The organism is Microbacterium terrisoli (assembly GCF_030866805.1).
GTDB lineage: Bacteria > Actinomycetota > Actinomycetes > Actinomycetales > Microbacteriaceae > Microbacterium > Microbacterium terrisoli.
In genome coordinates this window covers 1,992,053-2,017,743 of sequence record NZ_CP133019.1, presented here as the reverse complement: position 1 = coordinate 2,017,743, position 25,691 = coordinate 1,992,053, and the positions used below count along the sequence as shown (strand labels likewise).

30 protein-coding genes and 2 tRNA genes are annotated in these 25,691 nt (G+C 67.8%); 13 read left to right on the top strand and 19 right to left on the bottom strand.

Annotated features, from left to right (window positions below; translation table 11 throughout):
* The first annotated feature begins 40 nt into the window (after nt 1-40).
* The 5 genes from QU603_RS08790 to QU603_RS08770 are packed head-to-tail and all read left to right on the top strand — an operon-like array spanning nt 41 to nt 2,653.
* Complete coding sequence (locus QU603_RS08790; RefSeq protein ID WP_308491012.1) at nt 41-1,009, top strand: hypothetical protein; 969 nt, start codon at nt 41-43, stop codon at nt 1,007-1,009.
* On the top strand, nt 1,006-1,245 hold the full coding sequence (locus tag QU603_RS08785; protein ID WP_308491011.1) for a hypothetical protein: 240 nt from the start codon (nt 1,006-1,008) through the stop codon (nt 1,243-1,245). The genes QU603_RS08790 and QU603_RS08785 overlap by 4 nt, the downstream gene beginning before the upstream one ends.
* A gap of 59 nt (nt 1,246-1,304) precedes the next feature.
* Nucleotides 1,305-2,141: a M15 family metallopeptidase domain-containing protein gene (locus QU603_RS08780; protein WP_308491010.1), complete on the top strand. Its 837-nt coding sequence runs from the start codon at nt 1,305-1,307 to the stop codon at nt 2,139-2,141.
* 3 nt (nt 2,142-2,144) lie between these two features.
* Complete coding sequence (locus QU603_RS08775) at nt 2,145-2,408, top strand: hypothetical protein (RefSeq protein ID WP_308491009.1); 264 nt, start codon at nt 2,145-2,147, stop codon at nt 2,406-2,408.
* A 47-nt stretch (nt 2,409-2,455) separates the two neighbouring features.
* The gene (locus tag QU603_RS08770; protein ID WP_308491008.1) at nt 2,456-2,653 is read left to right on the top strand and encodes a hypothetical protein; all 198 of its coding nucleotides are present in this window, start codon (nt 2,456-2,458) and stop codon (nt 2,651-2,653) included.
* Nucleotides 2,654-2,735: 82 nt separating this feature from the next.
* Here QU603_RS08770 and QU603_RS08765 read toward each other — a convergent pair whose 3' ends face one another.
* The 7 genes from QU603_RS08765 to QU603_RS08735 all read right to left on the bottom strand — a co-directional run bounded on the left by QU603_RS08765 (nt 2,736) and on the right by QU603_RS08735 (nt 6,132).
* Nucleotides 2,736-3,077, bottom strand: coding sequence for a hypothetical protein (locus QU603_RS08765; protein ID WP_308491007.1), 342 nt, complete (start codon nt 3,075-3,077; stop codon nt 2,736-2,738).
* Nucleotide 3,078: 1 nt separating this feature from the next.
* A complete protein-coding gene (locus QU603_RS08760) occupies nt 3,079-3,399 on the bottom strand; it encodes a hypothetical protein (RefSeq protein WP_308491006.1) in 321 nt (106 codons plus the stop codon).
* Between the two features lie 83 nt (nt 3,400-3,482).
* Complete coding sequence (locus QU603_RS08755; RefSeq protein WP_308491005.1) at nt 3,483-4,517, bottom strand: tyrosine-type recombinase/integrase; 1,035 nt, start codon at nt 4,515-4,517, stop codon at nt 3,483-3,485.
* Between the two features lie 171 nt (nt 4,518-4,688).
* Complete coding sequence (locus QU603_RS16485; protein ID WP_502572641.1) at nt 4,689-5,159, bottom strand: HNH endonuclease; 471 nt, start codon at nt 5,157-5,159, stop codon at nt 4,689-4,691.
* Between the two features lie 98 nt (nt 5,160-5,257).
* Nucleotides 5,258-5,330 (bottom strand) — tRNA-His (locus QU603_RS08745).
* A gap of 36 nt (nt 5,331-5,366) precedes the next feature.
* Entirely contained in the window at nt 5,367-5,993 is a 627-nt protein-coding gene (gene orn, locus QU603_RS08740) for an oligoribonuclease (RefSeq protein WP_308491003.1), read from the bottom strand.
* A 63-nt stretch (nt 5,994-6,056) separates the two neighbouring features.
* Nucleotides 6,057-6,132: transfer RNA gene (locus QU603_RS08735), tRNA-Arg, on the bottom strand.
* 128 nt (nt 6,133-6,260) lie between these two features.
* Between QU603_RS08735 and QU603_RS08730 the strand changes: the two genes are divergently transcribed.
* Nucleotides 6,261-6,467 carry a methyltransferase gene (locus tag QU603_RS08730; RefSeq protein WP_308491002.1) on the top strand — a complete coding sequence of 69 codons (207 nt, stop codon included), beginning with the start codon at nt 6,261-6,263 and terminating at the stop codon, nt 6,465-6,467.
* A gap of 59 nt (nt 6,468-6,526) precedes the next feature.
* Here the strand turns inward: QU603_RS08730 and QU603_RS08725 are convergent, their stop codons facing one another.
* Nucleotides 6,527-6,778, bottom strand: a complete 252-nt coding sequence (locus QU603_RS08725) for a hypothetical protein (protein WP_308491001.1) — start codon at nt 6,776-6,778, stop codon at nt 6,527-6,529.
* A gap of 245 nt (nt 6,779-7,023) precedes the next feature.
* Between QU603_RS08725 and QU603_RS08720 the strand changes: the two genes are divergently transcribed.
* From QU603_RS08720 to QU603_RS08705, 4 genes are all read left to right on the top strand, one after another.
* Nucleotides 7,024-7,629: a single-stranded DNA-binding protein gene (locus tag QU603_RS08720; RefSeq protein WP_308491000.1), complete on the top strand. Its 606-nt coding sequence runs from the start codon at nt 7,024-7,026 to the stop codon at nt 7,627-7,629.
* Nucleotides 7,630-7,880: 251 nt separating this feature from the next.
* A complete protein-coding gene (locus tag QU603_RS08715) occupies nt 7,881-8,207 on the top strand; it encodes a DUF6993 domain-containing protein (RefSeq protein ID WP_308490999.1) in 327 nt (108 codons plus the stop codon).
* A gap of 118 nt (nt 8,208-8,325) precedes the next feature.
* On the top strand, nt 8,326-10,005 hold the full coding sequence (gene ettA, locus QU603_RS08710) for an energy-dependent translational throttle protein EttA (protein ID WP_308490998.1): 1,680 nt from the start codon (nt 8,326-8,328) through the stop codon (nt 10,003-10,005).
* The gene (locus tag QU603_RS08705; protein WP_308490997.1) at nt 9,998-10,537 is read left to right on the top strand and encodes an acyl-CoA thioesterase; all 540 of its coding nucleotides are present in this window, start codon (nt 9,998-10,000) and stop codon (nt 10,535-10,537) included. Before ettA ends, QU603_RS08705 begins: the two co-directional genes overlap by 8 nt.
* Before the next feature lie 15 nt (nt 10,538-10,552).
* On the opposite strand, the gene QU603_RS08700 is transcribed toward QU603_RS08705, so the two are convergent.
* Complete coding sequence (locus QU603_RS08700; protein ID WP_308490996.1) at nt 10,553-11,440, bottom strand: acyl-CoA thioesterase; 888 nt, start codon at nt 11,438-11,440, stop codon at nt 10,553-10,555.
* Between the two features lie 19 nt (nt 11,441-11,459).
* On the opposite strand from QU603_RS08700, the gene QU603_RS08695 reads away from it, so the two are divergent.
* Nucleotides 11,460-12,149 carry a DUF8185 domain-containing protein gene (locus QU603_RS08695; protein WP_308490995.1) on the top strand — a complete coding sequence of 230 codons (690 nt, stop codon included), beginning with the start codon at nt 11,460-11,462 and terminating at the stop codon, nt 12,147-12,149.
* Nucleotides 12,150-12,155: 6 nt separating this feature from the next.
* Here the strand turns inward: QU603_RS08695 and QU603_RS08690 are convergent, their stop codons facing one another.
* From QU603_RS08690 to QU603_RS08645, 10 genes are all read right to left on the bottom strand, one after another.
* On the bottom strand, nt 12,156-13,829 hold the full coding sequence (locus QU603_RS08690; RefSeq protein WP_308490994.1) for an FAD-binding dehydrogenase: 1,674 nt from the start codon (nt 13,827-13,829) through the stop codon (nt 12,156-12,158).
* Entirely contained in the window at nt 13,826-14,308 is a 483-nt protein-coding gene (locus QU603_RS08685; RefSeq protein WP_308490993.1) for a globin, read from the bottom strand. Before QU603_RS08685 ends, QU603_RS08690 begins: the two co-directional genes overlap by 4 nt.
* Complete coding sequence (locus QU603_RS08680; RefSeq protein WP_308490992.1) at nt 14,305-15,429, bottom strand: mechanosensitive ion channel family protein; 1,125 nt, start codon at nt 15,427-15,429, stop codon at nt 14,305-14,307. The genes QU603_RS08685 and QU603_RS08680 overlap by 4 nt, the downstream gene beginning before the upstream one ends.
* Nucleotides 15,430-15,480: 51 nt before the next feature.
* On the bottom strand, nt 15,481-16,131 hold the full coding sequence (locus tag QU603_RS08675) for a response regulator transcription factor (protein ID WP_308490991.1): 651 nt from the start codon (nt 16,129-16,131) through the stop codon (nt 15,481-15,483).
* The gene (locus QU603_RS08670; RefSeq protein WP_308490990.1) at nt 16,128-17,513 is read right to left on the bottom strand and encodes a sensor histidine kinase; all 1,386 of its coding nucleotides are present in this window, start codon (nt 17,511-17,513) and stop codon (nt 16,128-16,130) included. Before QU603_RS08670 ends, QU603_RS08675 begins: the two co-directional genes overlap by 4 nt.
* Before the next feature lie 59 nt (nt 17,514-17,572).
* On the bottom strand, nt 17,573-18,415 hold the full coding sequence (locus QU603_RS08665; RefSeq protein WP_308490989.1) for an ABC transporter permease: 843 nt from the start codon (nt 18,413-18,415) through the stop codon (nt 17,573-17,575).
* Nucleotides 18,412-19,323, bottom strand: a complete 912-nt coding sequence (locus QU603_RS08660) for an ABC transporter ATP-binding protein (protein WP_308490988.1) — start codon at nt 19,321-19,323, stop codon at nt 18,412-18,414. The genes QU603_RS08665 and QU603_RS08660 overlap by 4 nt, the downstream gene beginning before the upstream one ends.
* A gap of 90 nt (nt 19,324-19,413) precedes the next feature.
* On the bottom strand, nt 19,414-21,963 hold the full coding sequence (gene pepN / locus QU603_RS08655) for an aminopeptidase N (RefSeq protein WP_308490987.1): 2,550 nt from the start codon (nt 21,961-21,963) through the stop codon (nt 19,414-19,416).
* 74 nt (nt 21,964-22,037) lie between these two features.
* Nucleotides 22,038-23,738 (bottom strand): SulP family inorganic anion transporter, encoded by a 1,701-nt coding sequence (locus QU603_RS08650; protein ID WP_308490986.1) that lies wholly within the window; start codon nt 23,736-23,738, stop codon nt 22,038-22,040.
* Complete coding sequence (locus tag QU603_RS08645; RefSeq protein WP_308490985.1) at nt 23,735-24,103, bottom strand: ArsR/SmtB family transcription factor; 369 nt, start codon at nt 24,101-24,103, stop codon at nt 23,735-23,737. Before QU603_RS08645 ends, QU603_RS08650 begins: the two co-directional genes overlap by 4 nt.
* A gap of 66 nt (nt 24,104-24,169) precedes the next feature.
* Here QU603_RS08645 and QU603_RS08640 point away from each other — a divergent pair, with 66 nt between their 5' ends.
* Complete coding sequence (locus QU603_RS08640; RefSeq protein ID WP_308490984.1) at nt 24,170-24,661, top strand: ribose-5-phosphate isomerase; 492 nt, start codon at nt 24,170-24,172, stop codon at nt 24,659-24,661.
* Complete coding sequence (locus QU603_RS08635) at nt 24,661-25,680, top strand: Fpg/Nei family DNA glycosylase (RefSeq protein WP_308490983.1); 1,020 nt, start codon at nt 24,661-24,663, stop codon at nt 25,678-25,680. Before QU603_RS08640 ends, QU603_RS08635 begins: the two co-directional genes overlap by 1 nt.
* Nucleotides 25,681-25,691 lie beyond the last annotated feature (11 nt).

The following is a 25,691-nucleotide window of genomic DNA, read 5'->3' as shown; positions in this document are numbered from 1 at the left end:
GGGATTCGAGCTGCTGGACAGCGAGGACCGCCCCATCGGGATGCTGGATGGGGTGACCGGTGGTAGTGCGGAGATCGTCGCGCAGGATGTGCTCGGCGGGTCCGGGTCGCTGAATCTGGACGCTCGGCAGGATATCGACTGGATGTCGAACCGTGTCCGGGTCATCTACAACAGGGGCGACGTGTCGTGGCCGGTGGGCACCTACCTGCTCACCTCACCGAAGGAGAGCCACTCCAAGTTCGTCCTCGGCTACGAGGTGGGGCTGCTGACGAAAATGTCCGTGCCCAGTGAGGACACCGTGGATGCGAGGTTCTCGCTCGACGCCGTCACCGCGATCATCCCCGCCGCAGTCGCGCTGCTCCAGTCGACAGGCGAGGACCGGATCGCCGTCACAAGCTCTGATGCGGTGCTGTCGTCCGCGTTGACGTGGGAGGCGGGCACGTCGAAGCTGCAGATCATCAACGACCTGTTGCAGGCGGCGGGTTACTGGGCGTTGTGGTGCGACGGGTCCGGACAGTTCCGGGTGGAGCCGTACACGGACCCAGCCTCGAGGCCGGTCGCTTTCGATTTCCAGCACGGGGCGCAGTCCCTGCACATGCCGGACTGGTCGCGTGAGCAGAACAACACGTCAGTGCCGAACAAGGTCACATTGAAAACGGTGGGCGACGGGGACGCGGAAGGTCTGGTCGGTGTCGCGACGAACGAGGACCCTGAGTCGCCCTACTCATTCCAGGCGCGCGGCGACAGGTGGATCAGCGCGACTGAGGAAGGTGTGGAGGCAGCGACGCAAGCGATCATCGACGCTCTCGCGGCGAAGAAGCTCCGGGACGCCATGACTCCCGTGTCGAGGCTTGAGGTCACGCACGCGATGCTCGACCTGAACCCGAATGATCTGGTCGGCTTCACCCCGGAGGACGGTGTGCGGCGGTTCGCGACGATCCAACGCATGAGCATGGACTTCACGTTCGATACGGACATCAGTGCGGAGTGGCGGGAGGTTCTGTCGTGACCGATGTGCTGCGACCCATCCTCGACCAGATCGGGAAACTGCGGGCGGGGTTCGACCGGACCCCGACGATCAAGCTCGCGACCGTCACACAGGCATCTCCGCTGCGGATCCGCATGGACGGGGACACAGACCCGTTGCCGTTCGCCCCGATCGGCGTATCCACGTGGACGGTCGGTGACCGTGTGATCTGTGCTGAGCAGCACCGACGAGTGTTCATCCTCGCGCCCGCATCCTGAACCTCTCGTATCTACCTTGAGCCTCGCCGTTTGGGTGGGGCTTTCTCATTGGAGGATCCATGACCAGATATCGGAACGGCATGGTCCCAACGTCCGCGCTCGTTCAGATCGACGGGGAACCGTACCACTACACATCACCCAAGGGGCTGGCGATGTGGCACGCGCTGCAGCGCAACGTGCTCGCGAAGTACAAAGTCAAGTTGCGGATCACCCCGGGGTGGAACGCCTACCGGCCGTTCGCGAACCAGACGTTCGCACGCAACCAGGCGTGCGCCGCAGGCAACTGCAACAGCGCCGCCGTGCCCGGGTTCTCGTCGCACGGCGGCACGTGGAAAGACGCCGTCTACACGAACGGTGTCGAGGTCGACGCGATGGCGTTCGACGTCGACAACTGGGCCGAGATCGGCGAGGCCGCGTTCTTCGCCGAAGCCCGCAAGGTGGGGTTCCTGGTCGACGGCATCCGTGCCGCCGTGGCCGGCCACCGCGAACCCTGGCACATCATCGTGCTCGACCCGAGGGGCGCGATCCCCGCAAGCCTCGAATCTGAACCCCTGAAGAAACCTGCCCCCGTGCAGGAGGAAGAAGACGACGACATGGCCGCACTGAAGGGCGCGTACTACACGCGCGCGAGCGACAAGAAGACCGTGTACATGCTGTTCAACGAGTCCTCCGGGTTCTGCGTCGAACACTCCGGTGTCGGCGGGGACTACAACAACCCGATCGCTCAGGCGTGGGATACCGGGGCGTGGCCGAAGATCACCGAAGCCCACGCGGTGGTGATCAAACGCGGTCTCACCGCGGTGCAGCGCACCGTGGTGAACGGTTCCCTGTCCGTCGATCTGACCGGCACCGTCGACACTGCGGTAACCGGGTCGATCGCCGCTGACGTGAGCTGACCCGTGGGTGACGTGCCGCCCGGATGGGCGCTTATCCTCGCCGCCGTCGCCACCGGTGTACTCGCCCTCGTCGCGGGCATCGTCCTGTGGTGGCTGCGACAGATCGACAAGAAGTCTGACGCCCAGCAGCGGCGGATCGAGAAGCTCGAGCAGCGTGACCGGTTGGGCTGGCTGTACATCCAACGGCTCATCATCTCGCACACCACCAACGCGCCGGGTGTCCCGTTGCCCCCACCGCCGGCCGGGTGGTTGGACGACGACACGTGAGCCCGTTCACGAGCACGAACGAACGACACGAACCTATAGGAGGAATGATGCAGAGAATCAAGGAGATCGCGAAGGCTATCGCGGCGGTGGTCGGTGCGGTCCTGTCGGCAGGGCTGACGCTGATCCCTGTGGAGTGGTCGCCGTGGCTGGGTCTGGTCGGTGTGATCGCTACGGCGATCGCGACGTACTCGATCCCGAACGCGGCACCGGCCGTTCCCGTGGTCGATCCGTCCGAGCTCGACTGACCGCACGCACGTAGCGCCCCCGCACACCGTCATGGTGTCGCGGGGGCGCTATTCGTGGTTCTGGTGGTCGCGTCAACCGGGGTCACTTCCCGAGCGCTTTCCGCACGGTCATCCGGGTGATCCCGGTGGAGGTGCTGATCGCCACTTCCGACATGTCCGCAGATGATGCGATGATCGCACCCGTGAGGGATGCCATCGCGTCCCGCTCCGCGCGTCGCGCCTGAGCGTATGCGACGCTGTAAGCGTCGAGGGTGTCGTCGCCGAGGATGACCTGCGCGGCAGCATTGAAAGCCAGTGTCCGGTCGTCCTCGAGGTCGGCACCATACCGGGCCGCGCACATATCGGATGCACGGTGCAGGGCCGCCCGCTGCTCATCGGTGACCTCGGTGTCACCCAGCCAGGCGTCCAGCTCGTACTCTTCCATGTTACTCTCCGGTGCAGATCGTGCAGACGTCGATGTAGTCGTCTGCGGGGTCGATGGTGGAGCCGCCGACAGCGTGCGCGAAAGCGTCCCCCTCGGCGGTGCGGTGGTGCTCGAGTGCGTGGAAGCACTCGGCTTCGGCGTTCGCGTGTTCCCACAGGCTGCGGGCCAGCCCCTCGCCCCGGTAGGCGGTGCGGGTCTCGATGTTCGCGACCTTGCGAGTGGCGGCATCGATGACCAGGGTCGAGGCGTCCGTGCCGTCGATGGTGACCGTGTAGGTGATCGTGTCGGCCTGCTCGGTGCGGGTGATCTCCGTGCTGCTCATGTATATGACTATACAGGGTGTGAGAGTCAATGTCTAGACCTATACAGTCTGTTATCGAACCGTGACCAAAAGCGCGGTTAAGGTCAAGTGGTGACCTGCCGCAGCGGTCGCACGCCCTCGAGCGCTTCGGTCACAATGTCGGCCATCTGCACATGCGCGTCGGGCTGCAGGTGACCGTACACGCCAACGGTGGTGTTGATGGACTCGTGACCCAACCTGGCTTGCACGTAGGGGAGTGGGACGCCGCGTGCGATCAGCCAGGATGCGTGAGAGTGCCGCAGGTCGTGGATGTGCGGTGTTTTGCGGATCGGGGTGAGGCCTTCCTCCGCGCACAGGGCCGCGTCCTGTGCTTTCTGCACGGCAGGTTCCCACACCCGCGACCGTGTGGGCCCGTACCACAAGTGCGTGCCGGACAGCGGACCACGGAACACGAGTTGGTCTGCAGGGCGCGGTGTCCCCATGGCGTCCACGACGTCGGCGCTGAGACTCACCGTCCGTCGACCCCGTTTCGACTTCGGCTGTGCGAGGACCGGCCTACCGGTCGGCCCCTTCTTCCATGCCTTCTCAATTCGTGCCGTGGGCGGATGTGCGGTGAGATCCACATTCCCCCACGTGAGTGCGGTGGCTTCCCCCCATCTGCAGCCGGTGCCGGCGAGGAACAGGAACAATCCCTCGTATCGTTGCGGGATGAAGTGCAGGATGGTGGCGAACTCATCCCTTGTCAGGAACACGCCTTCACGGCGCACACCTTCGCTCAGGCGCGTCCGGTAGGCCGGGTTGCTGTCCATGTGCTTCAGGTCGACTGCGGATGCCAGGACGGCGCTGAGCAACGCATGGTAGTTGCGTAGTGTCTTCGCGGACACAGGGCCGTCACGTCTGGCTGAGGGTTGCTTCTCCTGCCATGCGATCCACCGTCCGACGTCCTCTTTGCCGATCGCGTTGACGGGGTAGTCGCCTAGGACGTTCAGGAACGAGAGTGCGGCGATGCGTTCGTATCCGTGGCGGGTGCCGTCTGTGACACCTGTGAGCAGCCCTGATGCGGGGTCGAGGTAGTGGGCGGTGAAGGCGCGGAGTGTTGGCGTGTCGTTGGCATCCGGGTTTTGTCGAGCTTCGAGCACCCGCAGTGCAGCTTCACCGCCTACACGGTCCACGAGTTTCGCGAACTCGTGCGCGGGTTTGTCGGTCGGGAACGTCTCTTGACGTTGCCGTGTCCCGACCCGGAACATGACCCGCCAGGTGACGACTCCCGTGGACTTGGAAACCCTGGGGTGAACACTCGCCATGATCGTCTACGCCGCACGCCGAGCGGCGCGCAGAATCGACCACACGGTATGTTCCGTCACGTCGTAAATCTCGGCCAATTCTCGTTGCGTGATGCCGCCCGCGAGGTAGCGGTCCACGAGTTGCTGTCGGTCTTTGATCTTGCGACGATGGACTGCTGGTCCTCGGCGTCGACCGCGCTCATCGGCCATGTTCTGAGCTCGCGTTCCCACGTAGCAATGGTCTACGTTGACGCACCGCGCGTTGTGGCAAGTGTGGCAGACCTCGAGGTCACGAGATACAGGTCCGCGTTCGATCTCCCAGCGGAGACGTGCGACGTTTCGGTTACCCAGTTCCGTGTTGTACTTTGCGCGGCCTCGGTGGATCTGTCCCCGCCAGTTCCAGCACCCGGTCACTGGATCTATGTCCCACCCGATGCGAGCTATGCGCTCAGCGAGCGGCGTGCCGCGTGTTCTGACCGACTCGTGCGTTATCCCCATGCCTAATTTTACCGCGTTTGTTGGCGGATTTGTTGGCACAAGGTGTCAGTTTCGAGCCGATGCCCCGTTCTGCCGCGTGTTTCCGCGGTTGTTATTTGGGTGAGTAACGGGACTTGAACCCGCGACCCCCTGGACCACAACCAGGTGCTCTACCGACTGAGCTATACCCACCATGCGCCTGCCGAAACAGGCAACCACACGAGTCTATTACACGTTTGCCGCGAACTCCGAAACGACCGACTCGGAGACCGCCTTGGCCTCGTCGCTGCTGGGTCCGGGCTCGGAAACGAACACCGCGCGACGGTAGTAGTGCAGTTCGCGGATCGACTCGAGGATGTCGGCGAGGGCGCGGTGCCCGCCGTCCTTCGACGGTGCGTTGAAGTAGGCGCGCGGGTACCAGCGGCGGGCGAGCTCCTTCACGCTGGAGACGTCGACATTGCGATAATGCAGCCATTGATCGATGTTCGGCATGTACTTGGCCAGGAACATGCGGTCGGTGCCGATCGTGTTGCCGCCCAGCGGTGCCTTGCCCGCCAGCGGCACGAACTGCCGGATGTAGGCGAGGGTGCGTGCCTCGGCCTCTTCGAGCGTCACACCGTTCGGGATCTCGTCGATGAGTCCCGACGTCGTGTGCATCTTGGTCACGAAGTCATTCATGTGCGCCAACGCGGCGTCGGTCGGTTTGATGACGAGTTGAAAGCCGGCATCCAAAGGTTTGAGTGTGAAATCCGTGACGACCACGGCGATCTCGACGAGCTCGTCGATCGCCAGGTCGAGCCCGGTCATCTCACAGTCGACCCACACGATTCGATCGTTCTCGGATGCTGTCGTCATGAATTCATCCTAATGAACGCCTGCGACGGCCTGCGCGCGGCGTGATGGCGCGGTGCGTGCGATTGGTCCCTCCGGGAGGATTCGAACCCCCGACCTGGCGGGTAGAAACCGCTCGCTCTGTCCCCTGAGCTACGGAGGGAAGGACACCGACAAGGGTACCTGGGATGGACGCCTGAACGGAACCGGAGTGGCGTCGGGGTGGCGTCGGGGTGGCGCAGCCCTGCGGCCCGGCGTACCGTCGGCAGTGCGGCAGAGAGGGGGCTCACGATGGCTGAGAGCACAAGCGGAGTGTGGGTGGCTCACGGTGCCGCCGGCGTCGCAGGAATGATCCGGGGTTCGGAGGACGGGTATTCCGTGACGATGGCCGGGGCGGACGAGGCGGTCGGCACCTATCCCACCATGGATGTCGCCAAGGCCGCGCTGCATGCAGCGATGCCGGCCGGAAGCGACTGGCCCCGATTCGAGCAGCACTAGGACGGGACGTACTGAGCCGACCGCGTGGACGTGCCCACGGCGCGCTCGCGTGGCGTGCGTCAGCGCAACAGGCAGTCGACCGCGTCTTCGACGGACCAGAAGGCACCGCGCTCGAGGAACGCCCGCGACGCGGGGTGGTATCGGCGTGCGAGGTAGCGGATGCCCTGACGCTCCGGGCGGGCATCGATATGTCCGATGATCACGCCCGACTCGTCGAGGACGCGCCAGCGGCCCGGGCCGATGCGGGCGAGTCGCGCATGGATGCCTGGACGCAGTCTCGGTGTGTCGATGATCGACGTCGATGTGAGCATGATGACCTCCGCATTCGAAGATAGGTCCTACCTCCGACATCCCCTTCTGCCGTCGTCACCGCCGCATCACCGCCTCCTCCCCATTTCGTCGCAGCGGGCGATGCGCGCGGATTCTCCCCAGAACGACTCGGACGCCGCACCGGCGCGAACGCCCCCGGTCAGGGTGGAGTCAGCTCCGGCGTCCACCGGGCACGGGGCGCCGGAGCCACCGACCGGGTGCTCCGCAGATGCGGAAGGGCAGTGAGATGAGCGACAACATCACGATCATGGGAAACATCGCGGCAGAGCCGCAGCGACGGCAGATGGGCAACGGCACGGCGGTCACGTCTTTTCGCGTGGCCAGCAGCCAGCGGCATTTCGACAAGGATCGCAACGGCTGGGTCGAATCCGGAACGAACTGGTACCAGGTGTCGGCGTTCCGCGCTCTCGGAGAGCACGCGTTCGCGTCGCTGCACAAGGGTGACCGCGTCATCGTCACCGGGCGGCTCAAGCTGCGCCGCTGGGAGAACGACCAGGGCAAGGGGCTGAGCGTCGAGATCGACGCCGACGGCATCGGGCATGACCTCCTGTGGGGCACGACGCAATACCGCCGCACGGCCGGAACCGGCGCATGGAGCATCTCCGGCTCGGACGGCTCGGGCCAACAGCGCGATGCCGGTGAGGCGGGCTGGGAGACGGCGGTGCCGGGCGCTGCGGCGGCAGAGGCGACGTCGCCGGAATCGGCATCGATCGCGATGGCGCCGGATGCCGAGGCTGCGCCGGACGCGGGCGCGTCGGAGGGCGGTGCGGACTCGGGTGACGGCGACTCCGCGCACCCTCGCGTGCGGGAGCTCGCCGACGCGCCGTTCTGAACGGTGTGTGGGGTGGGGGCCGGTGGTTGCGTCTGGCTTAGACTCGGGGCGTGCTGTCGACCGCGAACCCTGCAAGAGGGTTCCGCGCGCTTGTGGCCTCGGGCGTTCTTGCGGTGGCGGTGCTCGCGATCGCGGGATGCGCAGTCACATCCGCGCCCGCCCCGGGTCCGGCGTCCTCATCTTCCCTCGCGGCGCCTGCCCCTGCAGACTCTGCGACGGCGCCCACGACGGCTGCCTCCACACCTGTGCTCGTGCCCGACGGCACGGCCGCGGACAACATGCCGCTGTTCCGCGCCGTCGTCGAGCGCGTGTGGGGCGGGTCGGATCGCGTCCACGGTCGCGCCTACATCGATGCGCTGGTGAAGGCGGGGTTCGACAAGAAGTCGATGCAGGTGACCGAGGACCGCTCCACGGTCGGCAACCCCGCCGAGAGCCTGCAGTTCGCCGTGCGGTGGAAGGACGGCCAGTGCCTGATCGGCCAGGTCGGCCCCGAGACCGGGTCACCGGTGACGGCACTGCTGCCGGGGCTTGCCGGCGGCGCGTGTCTCGTGGGCACGACGAGGACCATCGACTGGTGAGCGCGCGCCGGCCGTTGCGAGCAGGTGCAGTGCGCACGCCCGGACGGACCCCGCCGGGTCGGCCGGGTAGGCTGGGACGCTGACGTCGCGTCCGGCGACATCACCCAGGGAGAGCGTTTTGGCTGAGTACATCTATCAGATGGTCCGTGCCCGCAAGGCGGTCGGCGACAAGCTGATCCTCGACGACGTGACGATGGCGTTCCTGCCGGGTGCGAAGATCGGCATGGTCGGCCCGAACGGTGCCGGCAAGTCGACGATCCTGAAGATCATGGCAGGCCTCGACCAGCCCTCGAACGGCGACGCGACCCTCGCTCCCGGCTATTCGGTGGGCATCCTCATGCAGGAGCCCGAGCTCGACGAGAACAAGACCGTGCTGGAGAACATCCAGGAAGGCGTCGCGATCAAGGCGAAGCTCGACCGGTTCAACGAGATCTCGGCGCTGATGAGCGATCCCGATGCCGACTTCGACACACTGCTGGCCGAGATGGGCGTGCTGCAGGAGGAGATCGACGCTGCCGACGCGTGGGACCTCGACTCCCAGCTCGAACAGGCGATGGATGCGCTGCGCACGCCGCCCGGCGACGCGCAGGTGGCCAACCTCTCCGGTGGCGAGAAGCGTCGCGTGGCGTTGGCGCGGCTGCTGCTGCAGAAGCCCGATCTGCTGCTGCTGGACGAGCCGACCAACCACCTGGACGCCGAGAGCGTGCAGTGGCTCGAGCAGCATTTGCAGAAGTATCCCGGCGCGGTCATCGCCGTCACCCACGACCGGTACTTCCTCGACCACGTGGCCGAGTGGATCGCCGAGGTCGACCGCGGCCGACTGATCGGCTACGAGGGCAACTATTCGACGTACCTCGAGAAGAAGGCCGAGCGCCTGAACGTCCAGGGCAAGAAGGACGCCAAGCTCGCCAAGCGTCTGGCCGACGAGCTCGAATGGGTCCGCTCGAATGCGAAGGGGCGCCAGGCGAAGTCGAAGGCACGCCTGGCCCGTTACGAAGAGATGGCCGCCGAAGCGGAGCGCACGCGCAAGCTGGACTTCGAGGAGATCCAGATTCCCCCGGGGCCGCGCTTGGGCAGCGTCGTGATCGAGGCCAAGAACCTGCAGAAGGGGTTCGACGGCCGCTCCCTCATCGACGGACTCAGCTTCAGCCTGCCGCCGAACGGCATCGTGGGCGTCATCGGACCCAACGGGGTCGGCAAGACCACGCTGTTCAAGACGATCGTGGGCCTCGAAGAGCTGGACGGCGGCCAGCTGAAGATCGGCGAAACAGTCCAGATCAGCTACGTCGACCAGTCGCGTGGCGGCATCGACCCCAACAAGACACTGTGGGAGGTCGTCTCCGACGGACTGGACTTCATCACCGTCGGCAAGATCGAGATCCCCTCCCGCGCGTATGTGTCCAAGTTCGGTTTCAAGGGGCCCGACCAGCAGAAGAAGGCGGGCGTGCTCTCGGGCGGCGAGCGCAACCGGCTGAACCTGGCGCTGACCCTCAAACAGGGCGGCAACCTGCTGCTGCTGGACGAGCCGACCAACGACCTGGACGTCGAGACCCTGCAGTCTCTCGAGAACGCGCTGCTGGAGTTTCCGGGTTGCGCCGTGGTCGTCACGCACGACCGGTGGTTCCTGGACCGCATCGCCACGCACATCCTCGCCTACGAAGGGACGGAGGAACAGCCCGACAAGTGGCACTGGTTCGAGGGCAACTTCGAGGCGTACGAGAAGAACAAGATCGATCGACTCGGCCCCGACGCCGCAGCGCCCCACCGTTCGACGTACCGCAAGCTGACCCGTGACTGACGCGACGCCGGTCGTGGCGACCCCCGCTGCGGCAGGCGGCGGCCAGCGGCTGCACATCCCGATCCAGCTGCGCTGGGGCGATCTGGACGCGTACAACCACGTCAACAACACCGCGATGCTCAAGCTGCTCGAAGAGGCGCGCGTGCGCGCCCTGTGGACGCCGGCTGCGGGGGAGGACGCACCCGCTTCTGCCGTGCTCGAGGGCGGCCAGGGCAGCGGCGTCCTCACGCTCGTGTCACGGCAGGAGATCGAGTACCTCGCCCCGGTGCCGTATCAGCGCCATCCGCTGGACGTGCAGATGTGGTTCGGCAACCTCGGCGGCTCGAGCTTCGATGTCTGCTACGAGGTGTGCTCGCCGAGAAGCGACGGCGGCGTCGAATCCGGTGGCCGGCAGGTCGTCTACGCGCGTGCGACCACTGTGGTCGTGAAGGTGGATGCCGCCTCCGGTCGTCCGCTGCGCCTGAACGCGCTCGAACGAGAAGCGTGGGCGCCGTACCAGGGCGACCCGGTGCGGTACGCGCACCGGCGCTGAGCGCCCGCGACAGGCTCAGTCGGCGTCGGGCACGCGAATCATGATCTCCTGCGCGACCGAGGCGATGAGCACCCCGTCACGGGAGTAGATGCGGCCCTGCGCGAGGCCACGGCCGCCCCGCGCGCTCGGTGACTCCTGGACGTACAGCATCCATTCGTCGACGCGCCCGTCGCGGTGCCACCACATCGCGTGATCGAGGCTGGCGACCTTCAGACCGGGCGTGGCCCACGAGATGCCGTGTGCACGCAGGATCGATTCCTGGATCGACATGTCGGTCAGATACACCAGCGCGGCGCGATGGATGGCGGGGTCATCGGGCAGGTGTCGCGGCGTGCGCATCCACACCGCCTGCGACGGCAGCTGTTCGTCGGCGGCCTCGGCATAGATGGCCGGGGAGATGTGTCGCATCTCGACGGGGCGCTCGGTCAGCAACCGCTGCGAATGCGGATGCATTGCCGCGAGTCGCTCGATGTCGTCGGGCAGCTCTTCGGGCGCCGGCACGTCGGGCATCGGCGTCTGGTGGTCCAGGCCCGGCGCATCGATCTCGAACGAGGAGATCATCGAGAAGATCGGCACGCCGTTCTGGAACGCCTGCGTGCGGCGCGTCGAGAACGAGCGGCCGTCATGGATGCGGTCCACCGAGAACGTGATCGGCTGCGACGCATCACCGGGGCGCAGAAAGTACCCGTGCATCGAGTGCGCGGTGCGATCGGTGCCGACAGTGCGCTCGGCGGCGACGATCGACTGGGCCAGCACCTGACCGCCGTAGACCCTGCCCAGCGGCATCGGCTGCGAGCGGCCGACGAAGATGTCCTCACTCGTTCGGGCTTCAGAGCCCGTCAGATCGAGGACCGCCAGCAGCGAATCGATGGGATCGGCGGGAAGGGGCGTGGCGTCGGTCACGTCGACTAGCTTAGAACCGATGCCTCAGCGCCTCTTGTTCCCGGATGCCCGCGCCGCAGCCGACATGGTCACCTTCGCCCGCCGTGCCGCCCGCGCCGGCGACGGCGCCGTGCATCTGCGCGCGGCGAACGGCGTGCTGATCAGCAGCGCCGCACCGCTCCTGCGCCAAGGATTGCTGGATGCGACCCCCACGATCATGGGCATGCGCATCCTTCCCGTCGACCCCGAGCTCGAATGCGATGTGGTGGTCGAAGCATCCCTGCTCATGGTCAGCCTCGACAACGATGCCGCCGTGATGCTGCCCGAGACGGCGATCTCCCCGCCGCTGTGGGCGTCTGCGGACGTGCCGCGCGGCCCGTGGGAGCTCCACGGCACACTGGACAGCACAGCGCTGGTCGAGCGCGCCCAATGGGGCATGTCGGCGGTCGCGCACGCTCTGCCCGATGACCCCGGTGACCCGATCGTGCAGAAGGTTCGCGGAAAGATCTGGAACGAACCCGACGAGAACCTGGACGGGCTGCCGCGAGGGGTCGCCTTCGTCGCGCATCTGCTGGGATTTCTGGGCGAGCACAGCGAGACGGCCGATGTGCGCGGGTCGGGCCGGTGGACGCGCATCACGCTGCGTCGCGGTCACATCCTGCTGCGTGGGCCGCTGCACACGGGGATGACCGAGATCCGCGCGACGGGTGCCCGAGAGAGCGTCGGCTGACGCCGATCACACAGCGGCCGCGGCCGCCCGTCCTGCCGCGCGGCCGGAGAACAGGCATCCTCCCACGAACGTGCCCTCCAGTGCACGGTATCCGTGCACGCCTCCGCCGCCGAACCCTGCAGACTCTCCCGCCGCATACAGACCCGGCACGACCTGACCGTCGGCACCCAGCGCGCGCGATTGCAGGTCGGTCTCGATGCCGCCGAGTGACTTGCGGGTCAGCACGTGCAGTTTGACGGCGATCAGCGGGCCCGCGGCGGGGTCGAGGATGCGGTGCGGCGTCGCGGTGCGGATCAGCCTGTCGCCGCGATATGCACGCGCCGAGCGCAGCATCGCGATCTGGGCGTCCTTCGTGAAGTCGTTGTCGATCTCGCGGTCGCGGGCCTCCACTTCGAGCCGCACTTGTGCCGGGTCGAGCACATCGCCGCCCGGCAGCGCCTGCATCCCTGCGATCAGGTCGTCGAGGTTCTGGCGCACGACGAAGTCGGCGCCCTTGTCCAGGAAGGCCTGCACAGGACCGGCCGCTCCCTTGCCCAGGCGCGACTTGACCAGCAGCCGGAGGTCCTTGCCGGTCAGATCCGGGTTCTGCTCGCTGCCTGAGAGCGTGAACTCCTTCTCGACGATCTTCTGCGACAGCACGAACCACGAGTGGTCGTGTCCGGTCGCGCGCAGGTGCTCGAGGGTGCCCAGGGTGTCGTAGCCGGGGAACAGCGGCACCGGCAGTCGGCGTCCGGTCGCATCGAGCCAGATCGAGGATGGGCCGGGAAGGATCCGGATGCCGTGGCCCGGCCACACCGGATCCCAGTTCTCAATCCCCTCGACGTAGTGCCACATCCGGTCGCCGTTGATCAGGTGCGCTCCGGCGGCGTCGGCCACGGTCTGCATCGACCCGTCGACGTAGGCCGGCACACCGGTGATCATGTGCTCGGGCGGCGTGCCCAGCCGTGTCGGCCAGTTGCGGCGCACGAGTTCGTGGTTGCCGCCGATGCCGCCCGACGAGACGATCGTCGCAGACGCTGCCACGGTGAACGACCCCACGATCTCGCGTGTGGTGGCGATGCCGCGTGCCGCAGCGGTCGGGGCCAGGATGTCGCCGGCGGCGCCGGTCACCGTGCCGTCGGTTGCAGTGAGGGTCGTCACGCGGTGACGGGGGAGGATCGTGATGCGGCCGGCGGCCTCGGCCTGCTCCACGGCGGCCTGGAAGGGCGCGACCAGTCCCGGCCCGGTGCCCCACGTGATGTGGAAGCGGGGGACCGAGTTGCCGGGGCCGGTCGCGGTGTATCCGCCGCGTTCGGCCCAGCCGACGACGGGAAAGAAGCCCACGCCCTTCTCCCGCAGCCACGCCCGCTTCTCGTGATGGGCGAAGTGCAGGTAGGCCTCCGCCCAGCGGCGGGGCCAGGCATCCTCGTCCCGGTCGAAACCTGCCGTGGCGAACCAGTCCTGACGGGCCAGCTCCAGAGAGTCGTGGATGCCGAAGCGGCGCTGTTCGGGCGAGTCGATGAAGAACAGCCCGCCGAAGGACCACCACGCCTGGCCGCCGAGGTTCGTGCGCGGCTCCTGGTCGACGATCACGACCTGCTTGCCGGCAGCGGCCGCCTCTGAGGCGGCCACCAGCCCCGACAGGCCCCAGCCGACCACGAGCAGATCGGCTGAATGGGCAGTGTCCGCCCCGGCACTCACGACGTGGCCTCAGCAGTGGGCGCGGCCTCGGGGGCGGATGCGGCGCGGGGTGCGTCCGCAGCAGGTGTCGGCGGCGTGTTCTGGGGTGTCGGATCGAACGTGTTCACCAGCGCGAACGCGGAACGGTGCAGGTAGTCCCAGAGCGTGGCCTCGTGGATGGGGGCGAGTTGGACGACATCCATGGCGTGGCGCATGTGGGCCAGCCATCGGTCACGGGCCTCGGGGTTCACGTGGAACGCGCGGTGCCGCAGGATCAGCCGCGGGTGGCCCCGCTTCTGGCTGTAGGTGTTCGGACCGCCCCAGTACTGCACGAGGAACATGGTCAGCCGTTCTTCGGCGCCGTCGAAATCCTCCTGCGGGTACATCGGCGAGAGCACCGGGTCGGTGCGCACGCCGCGATAGAACTCGTGCACGATCTTGGCGAACGTCTCGTAACCGCCGATCTCATCGAAGAGGGTCAGCGGGTGGGCGTCGGTCATGGCTTCTCCTCGGGTGCCTCGGGCGGCTCGGATGCTTCGGGTGCGTCGGCCGGCTCGGTGTGCTCTGCCGGCTTGGGTGCCTTCGCGGCGCTGCGCTTCTTGCCGGTCTTCTTCGGCTTCCACACGACGGGCTGGGGCTTGGTGATCGGCGGATGCGCACCGCGCACCCGCTGAGCGCCCTCGGCGCCCGTGAGCACCACCGAGACGAGTCCGTTCAGCGAGAGCCCGGCCTTGCCCAGCTCGTCTTTGAGTCTCATGCGCAGCTCGCCGGCCACGTCGTCCTTCGCGTGCGTGCGGGTCTTCAAGACGACGCGCAGCACGAGAGTCTCGTCGGTGAGCGTCTGCAGGCCCCACAGCTCGGGGTAGCCCGTGATCCGGCTGCGCCAGGCCCGGTCGTTGGCAAGGCCCGTGGCGACGTCGAGCATGTGCTTCTCGACGGCGGCGACGTCGGCGTCGGCGGGTACGGTGACGTCGATGATCACGCGCGACCAGCCTTTGGCCATGTTGCCGATGCGGGTGACTTCGCCGTTGCGCACGTACCAGAGCGTGCCGTTGACGTCGCGTACATGCGTCACACGCACGCTCACGTACTCGACGACTCCGGTGGCAAGCCCCAGATCCACGACGTCGCCGATGCCGATCTGGTCTTCGGCGACGATGAAGATGCCGTTCAGGACGTCTTTGACGATGTTCTGCGCACCGAAGCCGAGGCCGGCGCCCAGCGCGGCGGTCAGCAGTGCGAACGAGCCGAGGATGCCGGGGAACAGCAGATTCACGATCAGGATGATCGCGATCACGCCGATGAGCACATTGACGATGTTGCTGAGGATCGTGCCCAGCGTGCGCGTGCGCTGCACGACCCGAACGGCTGCCAGGGGAGATCGTTCGATCGCCTGCGTGTCGACCACCTGGGCCTTGTTCTTGGCGCCGTTGACGATGCGGGTGACGATCCGGCGGATGAGGATGCGCAGCAGCCACGCGACGACGACAGCGCCCACGACGATGCCGATCGCCCCGGCGAGTCGCAAGCCCACGGTGATGAGGTTGTTCAGCACCTCATCCCAGAAGGTGGGCTTGTCGGCGGCGGCGGCCGCAGTCAGGATTCCGATGAGATTGGGCATCGCTCTGATCCTAACGAGGCACGGCTCGCCGCGGCCTGAGTGCTCGCGGGATCAGTCGACCAGCCCGGCGCGGTGGGCGAGGATCACCAGCTGCACGCGGTCGCGTGCGTCGAGCTTGGTGAGGATCCGGCCGATGTGCGTCTTCACGGTCGATTCGCTCAGGAACAGCGACGCCGCGATCTCGGCATTGGTCAGGCCCCGTCCGACGGCGACGAAGACATCGTGTTCGCGGTCGGTGAGCTGCGGCAGGGGCTGGGGTGACCGGCGCTCGGGACCTGCCGCGAAGGTGTCGATGAGCAGCCGGGTCGCGCGCGGGGCCAGCATCGCGTCGCCGCGGTGCACGGCACGTACGGCGCGGGTCAGCTGGTCACGGGTCGCGTCTTTGAGCAGGAACCCGCTGGCTCCGGCCTCGAGCGCACCGAAGGCGTATTCGTCCAGATCGAACGTGGTGAGCACCAGGATGTGCGCGGCGGGCGCCCGCTCGATGATCTGCGCGGTGGCGGCGATGCCGTCCATCACGGGCATGCGCACATCCATGAGAACGACATCGGGCTGCAGTTCGACGGCGGCGCGCACCGCCTCGGCACCGTCGGCGGCTTCGCCGACGACCTGCATGTCGGCTTCGGCTTCGAGCACCAGCCGGTAGCCGAGCCGGATCAGCTCCTGGTCATCGACGAGAAGGATGCGGATGCCGTCGCTCATGCAGGTTCCTCCGAAACGGTGGGGGAGTTCTCGTCACTGTCACCGTCGGGGCCGGTGTGATCGTCGACCGGGTTCGCGGCAGGTCCCTCGGCGGTCAGAGGGAGCTCGGCCTGCAGCAGCCAGCATCCCTCGCCGTCCGGTCCCGACGTGAGGGTCCCACCGACGTGGCGGGCGCGCTCGAGAAGGCCCCGGAGGCCGAAGCCTCCCGATCCCGCACCGCCGGACGTGTGTGTGACGCCGTCGTTGGCGACCGTGACCCGCACGTGATCGTCGTGCGTTTCCACGCGCACCTGGATGCGGGTGGCCTCCGGCGCGTGGCGCATGGAGTTGGTCAGCGCTTCTTGCACGATGCGGCCCACGGCGTACCGAACCGACGGCTGCTGCACGGGCGGGCCGGCGGTCGTCAGCGTCACCGGGAACCCCGCCCCCTGCGCCGCAGCCACCAGGTCTGTCGGCGCGACCGCCTCGGCCGGGGCCAGGGGTGCGGACGGGCCGCCCTCGCGCAGCACTCCGAGCATCGCGCGCATCTCGGTCAGAGCCGTGCGGGCGGTCGTGGCAGCCGCCTGCATGGCGACGTGGGCCCGGCCGTGGTCGGCCGTCGCGTTCGCCCCCTCGGCGAGGGCGACGATCACGGTCAGAGAGTGCGAGACGATGTCGTGCATCTCACGCGCGATGCGCTCGCGCTCGGCGGCGGCGGCAAGCTCTGCCTGCTGGTCGCGTTCGACCAGCAGTTGACGGGACCGATCCAGCACGGCCTGCAGATATCTGCGTCGATTGCCGACGTTCGCGCCGACCAGGGCGGCCACCAGGACGGTCAGCCCGGTGTTGACGGCCGTGGCCCCGGCCGCGCCGAGCACGTAGGCCGGCGTCGGGTCGGCGACCAGTGCGAGCAGCGCCGCGCCGGCTGCAGCCAGCACAGTGGCGATGGCTGCAGCGATGGCGCACAGCCGAGTCGACCGGTACACCGCCAGTGAGTAGGTGGCGACCAGAAGTGTCACGCCGGCTGTCGCGCCGGCGGTGTGGCCGGCCGGGTCGGCAGTGACCGCCTGCAGTGCGACGGCGATCGTGAACGGCAGCAGCGGCATGCGCCTGCGCAGCAGGAGAGAGCCGCACGCGGCGAGGATCAGCACACCGACGGCGATCGTGCCGACGATCTGGCCCGGTGCGAGACCAGAGCCCTCACCGGTGTAGGTGCGGGTGGCTGTGGCCGAGCCCAGTGAGAGCAAGAGGGCGAAGAATGCGATGAGCAGGTCGCTGAACAGCGGATGCCGAGACCAGAACCGGCGGAACACGCCGGGAGGTCGCGGCAACCGGAGGTCCGCGTCATCGTGCACGCGGACGCTCCGGTCGGGCGTGGTCAGCCTCGTCTCGCCGTTGCGCACGGCCTCGACTCTACGGTGTGAGCCCCTGCGCGACACAGCGACGTCCGTGGCCGAGAAGATTACGCGTCGCGGGTGCGCAGAACCGCCCACGCGCCGAGAAGACCGGCCACCACCCAGCATCCGAGGGTGACCAGCGCCACCGGAACACTGAGCACGCCGTCGGTGCCGGCCGGGGTGGTCAGCGCCTGAGCGGCCGACATCGGCAGATACTGCGCTGCCTCGTGGAGCCAGCTCCACGACCCCTCGGAGGGGAAGATCGAGCCCACGATCGGCAGCACGAACAGCACCCCCACCGTGGCGGCGATCGCACCGGGTCCGTTGCGCAGGATGAATCCGAATGCCAGACCGATCACGGCGAACACCGCCATCGACAGCGCGGCGTACAGAATCGGCTGCACCGTCTCGGCGACGCCGGCCGCGAAGGGTGCGACCTGCAGGATCGCGGCGACGGGAATCAGTGCGAGGGCGAAGACGACCAGGCTGACAACGGCCAGCAGCACGGCGACCACGATCGTCTTCGCGGCCAGCACCGCGCCGCGGCGGGGTTGTGCCGTCAGGGTCGAGCGGATCATGCCCGTGGAGTACTCGCCGGTCACTGCGATGGCGCCGAGGGCCCCGGCCAGCAGCATCGTGAACTGGATGGGTGCGATCACCGCCATCGGGATGGAGCCCGAGACATCCCCTCGCGAGAACGAGCCGATCGAGGCGGCGATCAGAGCCGAGATCCCGATCGACAGCACGGCGACCACGATGATCGACCACCAGGTCGAGCGCAGGGTCAGCAGCTTGATGGTCTCGCTGCGCAACAGTCGGGTGAAGGTCAGGCGCACGCCGTCGGGTACGGCTCCGGCGAGCGGCGCGGTCGGAGATGCGGCCTGCGTGGGCTCGAGTGCGGTGGTCATGCGATCTCCTTGGTCTTGTATTCGACCGAGCCTTCGGTGAGGGCGAGGTACGCGTCTTCGAGCGACCCCGTCGTCTGCGTCAGCTCGTGCAGGGGGATGCCGTGGGCTGCGGCGGTGTCGCCGATGCGGGCTGCGGTGATGCCCGTCAGCTGCAGCATGCTGGGGGCGGTCGCGGTCACCTCGACGCCAGGGCCGCCGATGAGAGAGACCAACTCGGCGGCGCGGGGGCTGGACACCCGGACGGTGGCCGTGGTCCATGCGCGCACGAGGTCGCCCAGCGGCGCATCGGCGAGCACTTTGCCGCGGCCGAGCACGATGACGTGGTCGGCGGTCTGCGACATCTCGCTCATCAGATGGCTCGACAGCAGCACTGTGCGCCCCTCGGACGCGGCGTGGCGCACGAACTGGCGCACCCAGCGCACTCCCTCGGGGTCCAGGCCATTGACCGGTTCGTCCAGGATCAGCGTGTGTGGGTCGCCGAGCAGCGCCGCAGCGATGCCCAGCCGCTGGCCCATGCCCAGCGAGAACTTGCCGGCGCGTTTGCGCGCGACCGAGCCGATGCCGGCGATCTCGATCACCTCGTCGACGCGGCGGTTCGGGATGCCGTGGGTGGCGGCCATGGCGCGCAGGTGGCTGCGGGCGGTGCGGCCGGTGTGGACCGCCTTCGCATCCAGGAGCACGCCGACCTCACGCAGGGGAGCGCGCATCGAGGCGTAGCGGGCGCCGCTGACGGTCACGCTGCCTGCCGTGGGACGGTCCAGTCCCACGATCATGCGCATCGTGGTGGATTTGCCGGCACCGTTCGGTCCCAAGAACCCGGTGACCTTGCCGGGTTGCACGGTGAACGAGATGTCGTCGACCGCGGTCTTCGCCCCGAATCTCTTCGTCAGGCCTTCTGCTGTGATCATGCTTCGACGCTATCGGGCGGTCGAAGCATCCCACATCGTCCCGCGGTACCGATTCACGCGAGGCGAACCGGTACCGCAGGCCGATGCGTGTCAGTCCTGCGCGTCGCGGGCCTGCACCGCCAGCGCGCGCTCCACACCCGCCAGGTTCTCGGCGACGATCCGGCGCAGCGCGGCAGGTGCGTCGTCGTTCTCGGCGAGCCAGGTGCGGGTGGCGTCGCGCAGTGCGGTGTTCGCCAGCGGTGCCGGATACAGCCCGCTGATCAGGTAGTGCGCGATCTGATAGGTTCGCGAGTTCCAGATCGGCAGCAGCATGTCGAAGTACTGGGCGACGAACGGCTCGAGCGCGGCGGCTCCGGCGGGGTGCACGAAGCCCGCGGCGGCCGAGCGCACGACCGTGTTGGGCAGGTCGTGGTGGACGATCAGGCTGTCCCATGCGATCTGCTTGGATGCCGCATCAGGCAGGGCTGCCTTCGCCTGCGCTGCGAGCTCGGCGCCCTTGGCCGTGTTGTCGGCGGCGTGGGCGGCGTCGATCGTATCGGCGTCGACCGCGCCGCCGGCGGCCAGTGAGATCAGCAGCTGCCAAGAGAGGTCGGCGTCGATCTGAAGGCCCTCGAGCACCGTCTGGCCGTCACGCAGGCTGCGCACCTGGGCCCACTGCGCGTCGGTGGCAGCCGCTGCGGCGAAGGCCGTCACGAGCTGCAGCTGGCTGTCGCTGCCGGACTCGGCGGCCTGCGCGAGAGCCCAGAGGCCGTCGGCCACACGCTCGCGGGTCTGGTCGCGGTGCGCGGGGGCGACGTACGCGTTGGCGGCCAGCAGAAGCTGGCTCAGCGTCGTGCGAATGGTCGTAGACTCGGTCTCGGCGCCGATGTTTCCCAGTACCAGGTCGACGTAGTCGCTCGGCGAGGACTCCGCGTCGCGGGTCTGGTCCCATGCGGCGCCCCACACCAGCGAGCGCGCCAGCGGATCGCTGATCTTGTCGAGGTGGGCGATCGCGGTCGCCAGCGACTTCTCGTCGAGACGGATCTTCGCGTAGGCAAGATCGTCGTCGTTGAGCAGCACGAGGTCGGGGCGCTTCAGACCCTTCAGCTCGGGCACGTCCGTGCGGTCGCCGTCCACGTCCAGCTCGATGTGGTGCACGCGCACGAGAGCTTCGTCCTGGAGGTTGTAGAACCCGATGCCGAGGCGGTGCGGGCGGATCGTCGGATAGTCGGCGGGCGCGGTCTGCACCACGCCGAAGCGGGTGATCACGCCGTCCGCATCATCCACGATCAGCGGCGAGAGAGTGTTGACGCCTGCCGTCTCGAGCCACTTCTTCGACCAGGCTGAGAGGTCGCGGCCGCTGGTGACCTCGAGCTCGGCGAGCAGGTCTTTCAGTTCGGTGTTGCCCCACTGGTGCTTCTGGAAGTAGGCGGCGACCCCGGCGAAGAACGCGTCGATGCCGACCCAGGCGGTCAGCTGCTTGAGCACCGATCCACCCTTGGCATAGGTGATGCCGTCGAAGTTGACCTGGACGTCTTGGAGGTCGTTGATCGTGGCCACGACCGGGTGGGTCGAGGGCAGCTGGTCCTGCCGGTACGCCCAACTCTTCTCCATCGCGTTGAACGTGGTCCACGCCTCGGTCCACTCGGTGGCCTCGGCGGTGGCGATCGTCGAGGCCCACTCGGCGAACGACTCGTTCAGCCACAGGTCGTTCCACCACTTCATGGTCACCAGGTCGCCGAACCACATGTGCGCGAGCTCGTGCAGGATCGTGACGACCCGGCGCTCCTTGACCGCGTCGGTGACCTTGCTGCGGAAGACATACGTCTCGGTGAAAGTCACCGCACCGGCATTCTCCATGGCGCCTGCGTTGTATTCGGGCACGAACATCTGGTCGTACTTCTCGAACGGGTACGGCACCCCGAAGCGCTCTTCGTAGTACGCGAATCCCTGCCGTGTCTTCTCGAAGATGTAGTCGGCGTCCATGTACTGCCACAGGCTCTTGCGGGCGAACACGCCCAGCGGAATGACACGGCCGGATGCGCTGGTCAGCTCCGAGTAGGTCGCCTCATAGGGGCCGGCGACCAGCGCGGTGATGTATGACGAGATGCGCGGCGTGCGAGTGAACGTCCACGTCGCCGTGGCGGCATCCACTGCCACCGGCTCGGGCGTCGGCGAGTTGGAGATGATCTTCCAGCTCGCCGGCGCCGTGACGGTGAACTGGAAGCCGGCCTTCAGGTCGGGCTGTTCGAACACGGCGTACATGCGGCGGGCGTCGGGCACCTCGAACTGCGAGTACAGATAGACCTCGTCGTCGACCGGGTCGACGAAGCGGTGCAGACCCTCGCCCGTGTTCGTGTACAGGCAGTCGGCGTCCACGACCAGCTCGTTGTGCGCGGCGAGTCCGCTGAGCGCGATGCGCGAGTCGGCGTACACGGCGGCAGGGTCCAGCGAGCGACCGTTGAGGGTGATCGCGTGCACCTCGCGCGCAATCAGGTCGATGAATGTCGACGCTCCTTCGGTTGCGGCGAAGCGCACCGTTGTGGTGGAGCGGAAGACCTCCGGCCCCTGGGTCAGGTCGAGTGCGACGTCGTATTCCTGGGTGTCGACGATGGCACGGCGCTCCTGCGCCTCGATGCGGGTGAGGTTCTCTCCTGGCACTGCAATGCTCCCGTGGGTGTGGGCGGATGGATGCCGCGGCCGACGCTGCTGGCGACGGCGACAACCTCACCAGCCTAAGCGCTTCGCGCGGCGTCGTTGCGATCGATGTGCGATCGCGCGTGATCGACGGCGTCGTCCATTGCGGTGAACAGATGGTTGTGATGGCGCAGCGAGCCGAGCACTCCGACCGTGCGGAACAGGTCTTCGTGCCCGGGCTGGACGCCCTTGATGAGGACGGTGACGCGTCGGCGTTCGAGCGTCTGCACGATGTCGCTGAGGATGTGGGCGCCGGTGGCGTCGACCAGTTCGAGCTGCGACATGCGCAGGATGACCACCTCGACGCTCGCGACCTTCGTGACCGCCGTGAACACGCGGTCGGCGGCGGCGAAGAACAGCGGCCCGTCGAACCGGATGATGGCGATGCGATCGTCGCCGGGGTGCGCGTCACCGCTGATGGGTTCGCGTCGGATTCCGGTGGCACGGGACAGATTGCGGATCGCGAAGAAGCCCGCGCACAGCACGCCGATGAGCACGGCCACGATGAGGTCGACCGACACGGTCACCAGCGCCGTCACGATGAACCCGGTGGCGTCTGAGCGCGTCGAGCGCAGGATCGAGCGCATCGTCTGCAGGCGCACCATCCGGACGGCGGTGATCATGAGCACACCGGCCAGCGCTGCCAGCGGAATGCGGCCGACAGGCCCGGCCGCCACGAGCACCACGGTCAGAAGCACCAGTGCGTGGAAGACGGATGCGAGCCGGGTGCGGCCGCCCGAGCGGACGTTGACGGCCGTGCGCGCGATCGCGCCGGTCGCCGGCATCCCGCCGAACAGTCCCGATCCGATGGAGGCGATGCCCTGCCCGACCAGCTCGCGGTCGGGATCGTAGGCGCCGGTGTCAGCCATGGATGCGGCGACGCGGGCAGAGAGCAGCGACTCGATCGCCGCGAGGGCCGCGACCGTCAGCGCGGGCATGACCAGGTCTACGAGCGTTCCGGGATCCAGGGTGGGAAGGCTGGGAGCCGGCAAGGTGTTCGGAAGGGTGCCGATCACCGCGAGGGGTGCATGCACGACCACGGCGATCACCGCCACCACGATGATGCCGATCAACGAGCCCGGCAGTGCGCGGTGGATGCGCGGGGCGGTGAGCATGATTGCGACCACCACGAGCACGGCGCCCAGCGACCACGGCATGTAGGCGAGGTCGGCGCCCGCCAGCGACTGCACTGCGGCCACGATCGCGTTAGAGCTGTGCTCGCCCGCGGCCGCCTGGTGCGGTGAGGCGATCAGCGGCACCTGCTGCATGAAGATGATGACGGCGATGCCGAGGGTGAAGCCCTCGATCACCGGCCAGGGGATGAACGAGATCGCCCGGCCCATCCGCAGGGCCCCGGCCGCCAGCACGATCACACCCGCCATCACGCTCACAGCGGCCACGGCACCCACACCGTGGGTGGCGACGATGGGCAGCAGCACCACGACCATGGCGCCGGTGGGTCCCGAGACCTGCACATTGGATCCGCCGAACACCGCCGCCAGGACGCCGGCGATGATCGCGGTCACCAGTCCCGCCTCGGCGCTGACGCCCGAGCTGACGCCGAACCCCAGTGCCAGCGGCAGCGCGACGATGCCGACGGTGAGCCCGGCGAGCAGATCCGTGCGCCAGGTGCGGCCCAGGCCGCGGACGTCGCGCGCGGAAGGGAGCAGGCCCGCGAGATATGCCGCGAAGCGGTGGCCGGAGCCGGGTCGCAGCGCGTGCGGTGCGGGCCGGGTCATCCTGCGGATCCGGCGACGTCCGGCAGGCCGCGGGCCTCGTCGAGGAGCGCCCCGTCGGCCTCGAGGATCCCCAGCAGCAGGGCGCGGGCGACGGCGAGCAGTTGCGCGGTGCGCCCATCGGCGAGCCGGTAGAAGACGTGGCTTGCGCGCCGTTCCGAGACGACGAGCCGGTGACGGCGCAGGACGGCGAGATGCTGCGACAGGTGCGGGTTGGCCAGACCTGTCTCCTCCTGCAGGACGGCGACGGAGACTTCGGGCGACGCCGAGAGCAGCTCGAGGATGCGGATGCGCAGCGGGTGCGCGAGCCCCTTGAACAGATTCGCCTTCACTTCGTACAGCGGGCGTTCGTTCGGAGATAGTGGCATAGTGAATTAACTATATCGCAATTCTATGCCCGGACCGAGCCTGCGCCGGCCGAATAGGATGGCGGCATGCGGATCCACATCGCCACCGATCACGCGGGGCTCGAGTTCTCCACGCGGCTGCAGCAGCATTTGTCAGAGCAGGGGCACGAGGTCGTCGACCACGGTCCCGTCGAGTACGACGCGGTGGACGATTACCCCGCGTTCTGCATCCGCGCGGCGCAGGCCGTGGTGCGCGACCAGGCGGCGGGGATCGAGACGCTGGGCGTCGTGTTCGGTGGGTCGGGCAACGGCGAGCAGATCTCGGCGAACAAGGTCGTCGGCATCCGTGCAGCGCTGGTGTGGAACATGTCCACGGCCGAGCTTGCCCGCCAGCACAACGACGCCAACGTGATCGCGATCGGGGCGCGTCAGCACGCCTTCGAAGAAGCGGCAGGCTTCATCGACCGATTCATCGCGACACCCTTCTCCGCCGAAGAGCGGCACGCGCGGCGCATCGCGCAGATCCGTGCCTTCGAACAGGACGGCAGCCTGCTCCCCGACCCCCGCGCAGCGCTCTGATGCCCGAAGGGCACTCCGTTCATCGCATCGCCCGTCAGTTCGATCGCAACATGATCGGGCGCGAGGTTGCGGCATCCAGCCCGCAGGGGCGCTTCGTCGAGGGTGCGTCGATGCTGTCGGGGCGAGTGGCCACCGAAGTGCAGGCCGTCGGCAAGCAGATGTTCATGTCGTTCGACGACGACCTCTGGCTGCGAGTGCATCTGGGCATCTACGGGGCGTGGGACTTCGCCGGCGAGATCCTCGTCGACCCGACCATCGCCTCTGCCAACGGCCGGATGGGCCAGACCAACCAGCGCGGCACGGACCTCGACGGTGACCCGTCAGGTGCGGGGGAGACGGTGATGGATGCCGCGGGTGAGAACTCGCTGACCTCCATCGGAGCGCCGCGCCGCGCACGCGTGCACGTGCGCATGTCGGAGCAGACCACCGGGCTCGGCGACGAGGGCGCACAGTGGCCGCCGCCGGTGGTCGGACAGGTGCGGCTGCGGCTTCTGACCGAGATCACCTGCGCCGACCTGCGCGGACCGACCGCGTGCGAGCTGCAGTCCCCGGATGAGATGGCGGCCACGGTCGCCAGGCTGGGGCCCGATCCCCTGGTGGGCGACCCCTCCGAGGGGGAGGAGCGGTTCGTCGCCACGGTGAGGCGCAAGCCCACCCCGATCGGGCTGCTCCTGATGGACCAGAGCGTCGTCAGCGGCATCGGCAACGTGTACCGGGCCGAACTGCTGTTCCGCGCACGGCAGAACCCGCACACCCCCGGACGCGACGTGCCCGAAGAGATCGTGCGGGGGCTGTGGCACGACTGGGTGCGACTGCTGTCCATCGGCGTCGAGACCGGTCAGATGATGACGATGGACGGTCTGGATGCCGAGTCGTATCGCAACGCGATGGCCAACCGCGATGATCGGCACTGGGTCTATCACCGCGCAGGGCTGCCGTGTCGGGTGTGCGGCACCGCGATCGTCGTCGAAGAGGCGGCGTCCCGCAAGCTCTACTGGTGCCCGCGCTGCCAGGCGTGAGCCCGACCCAC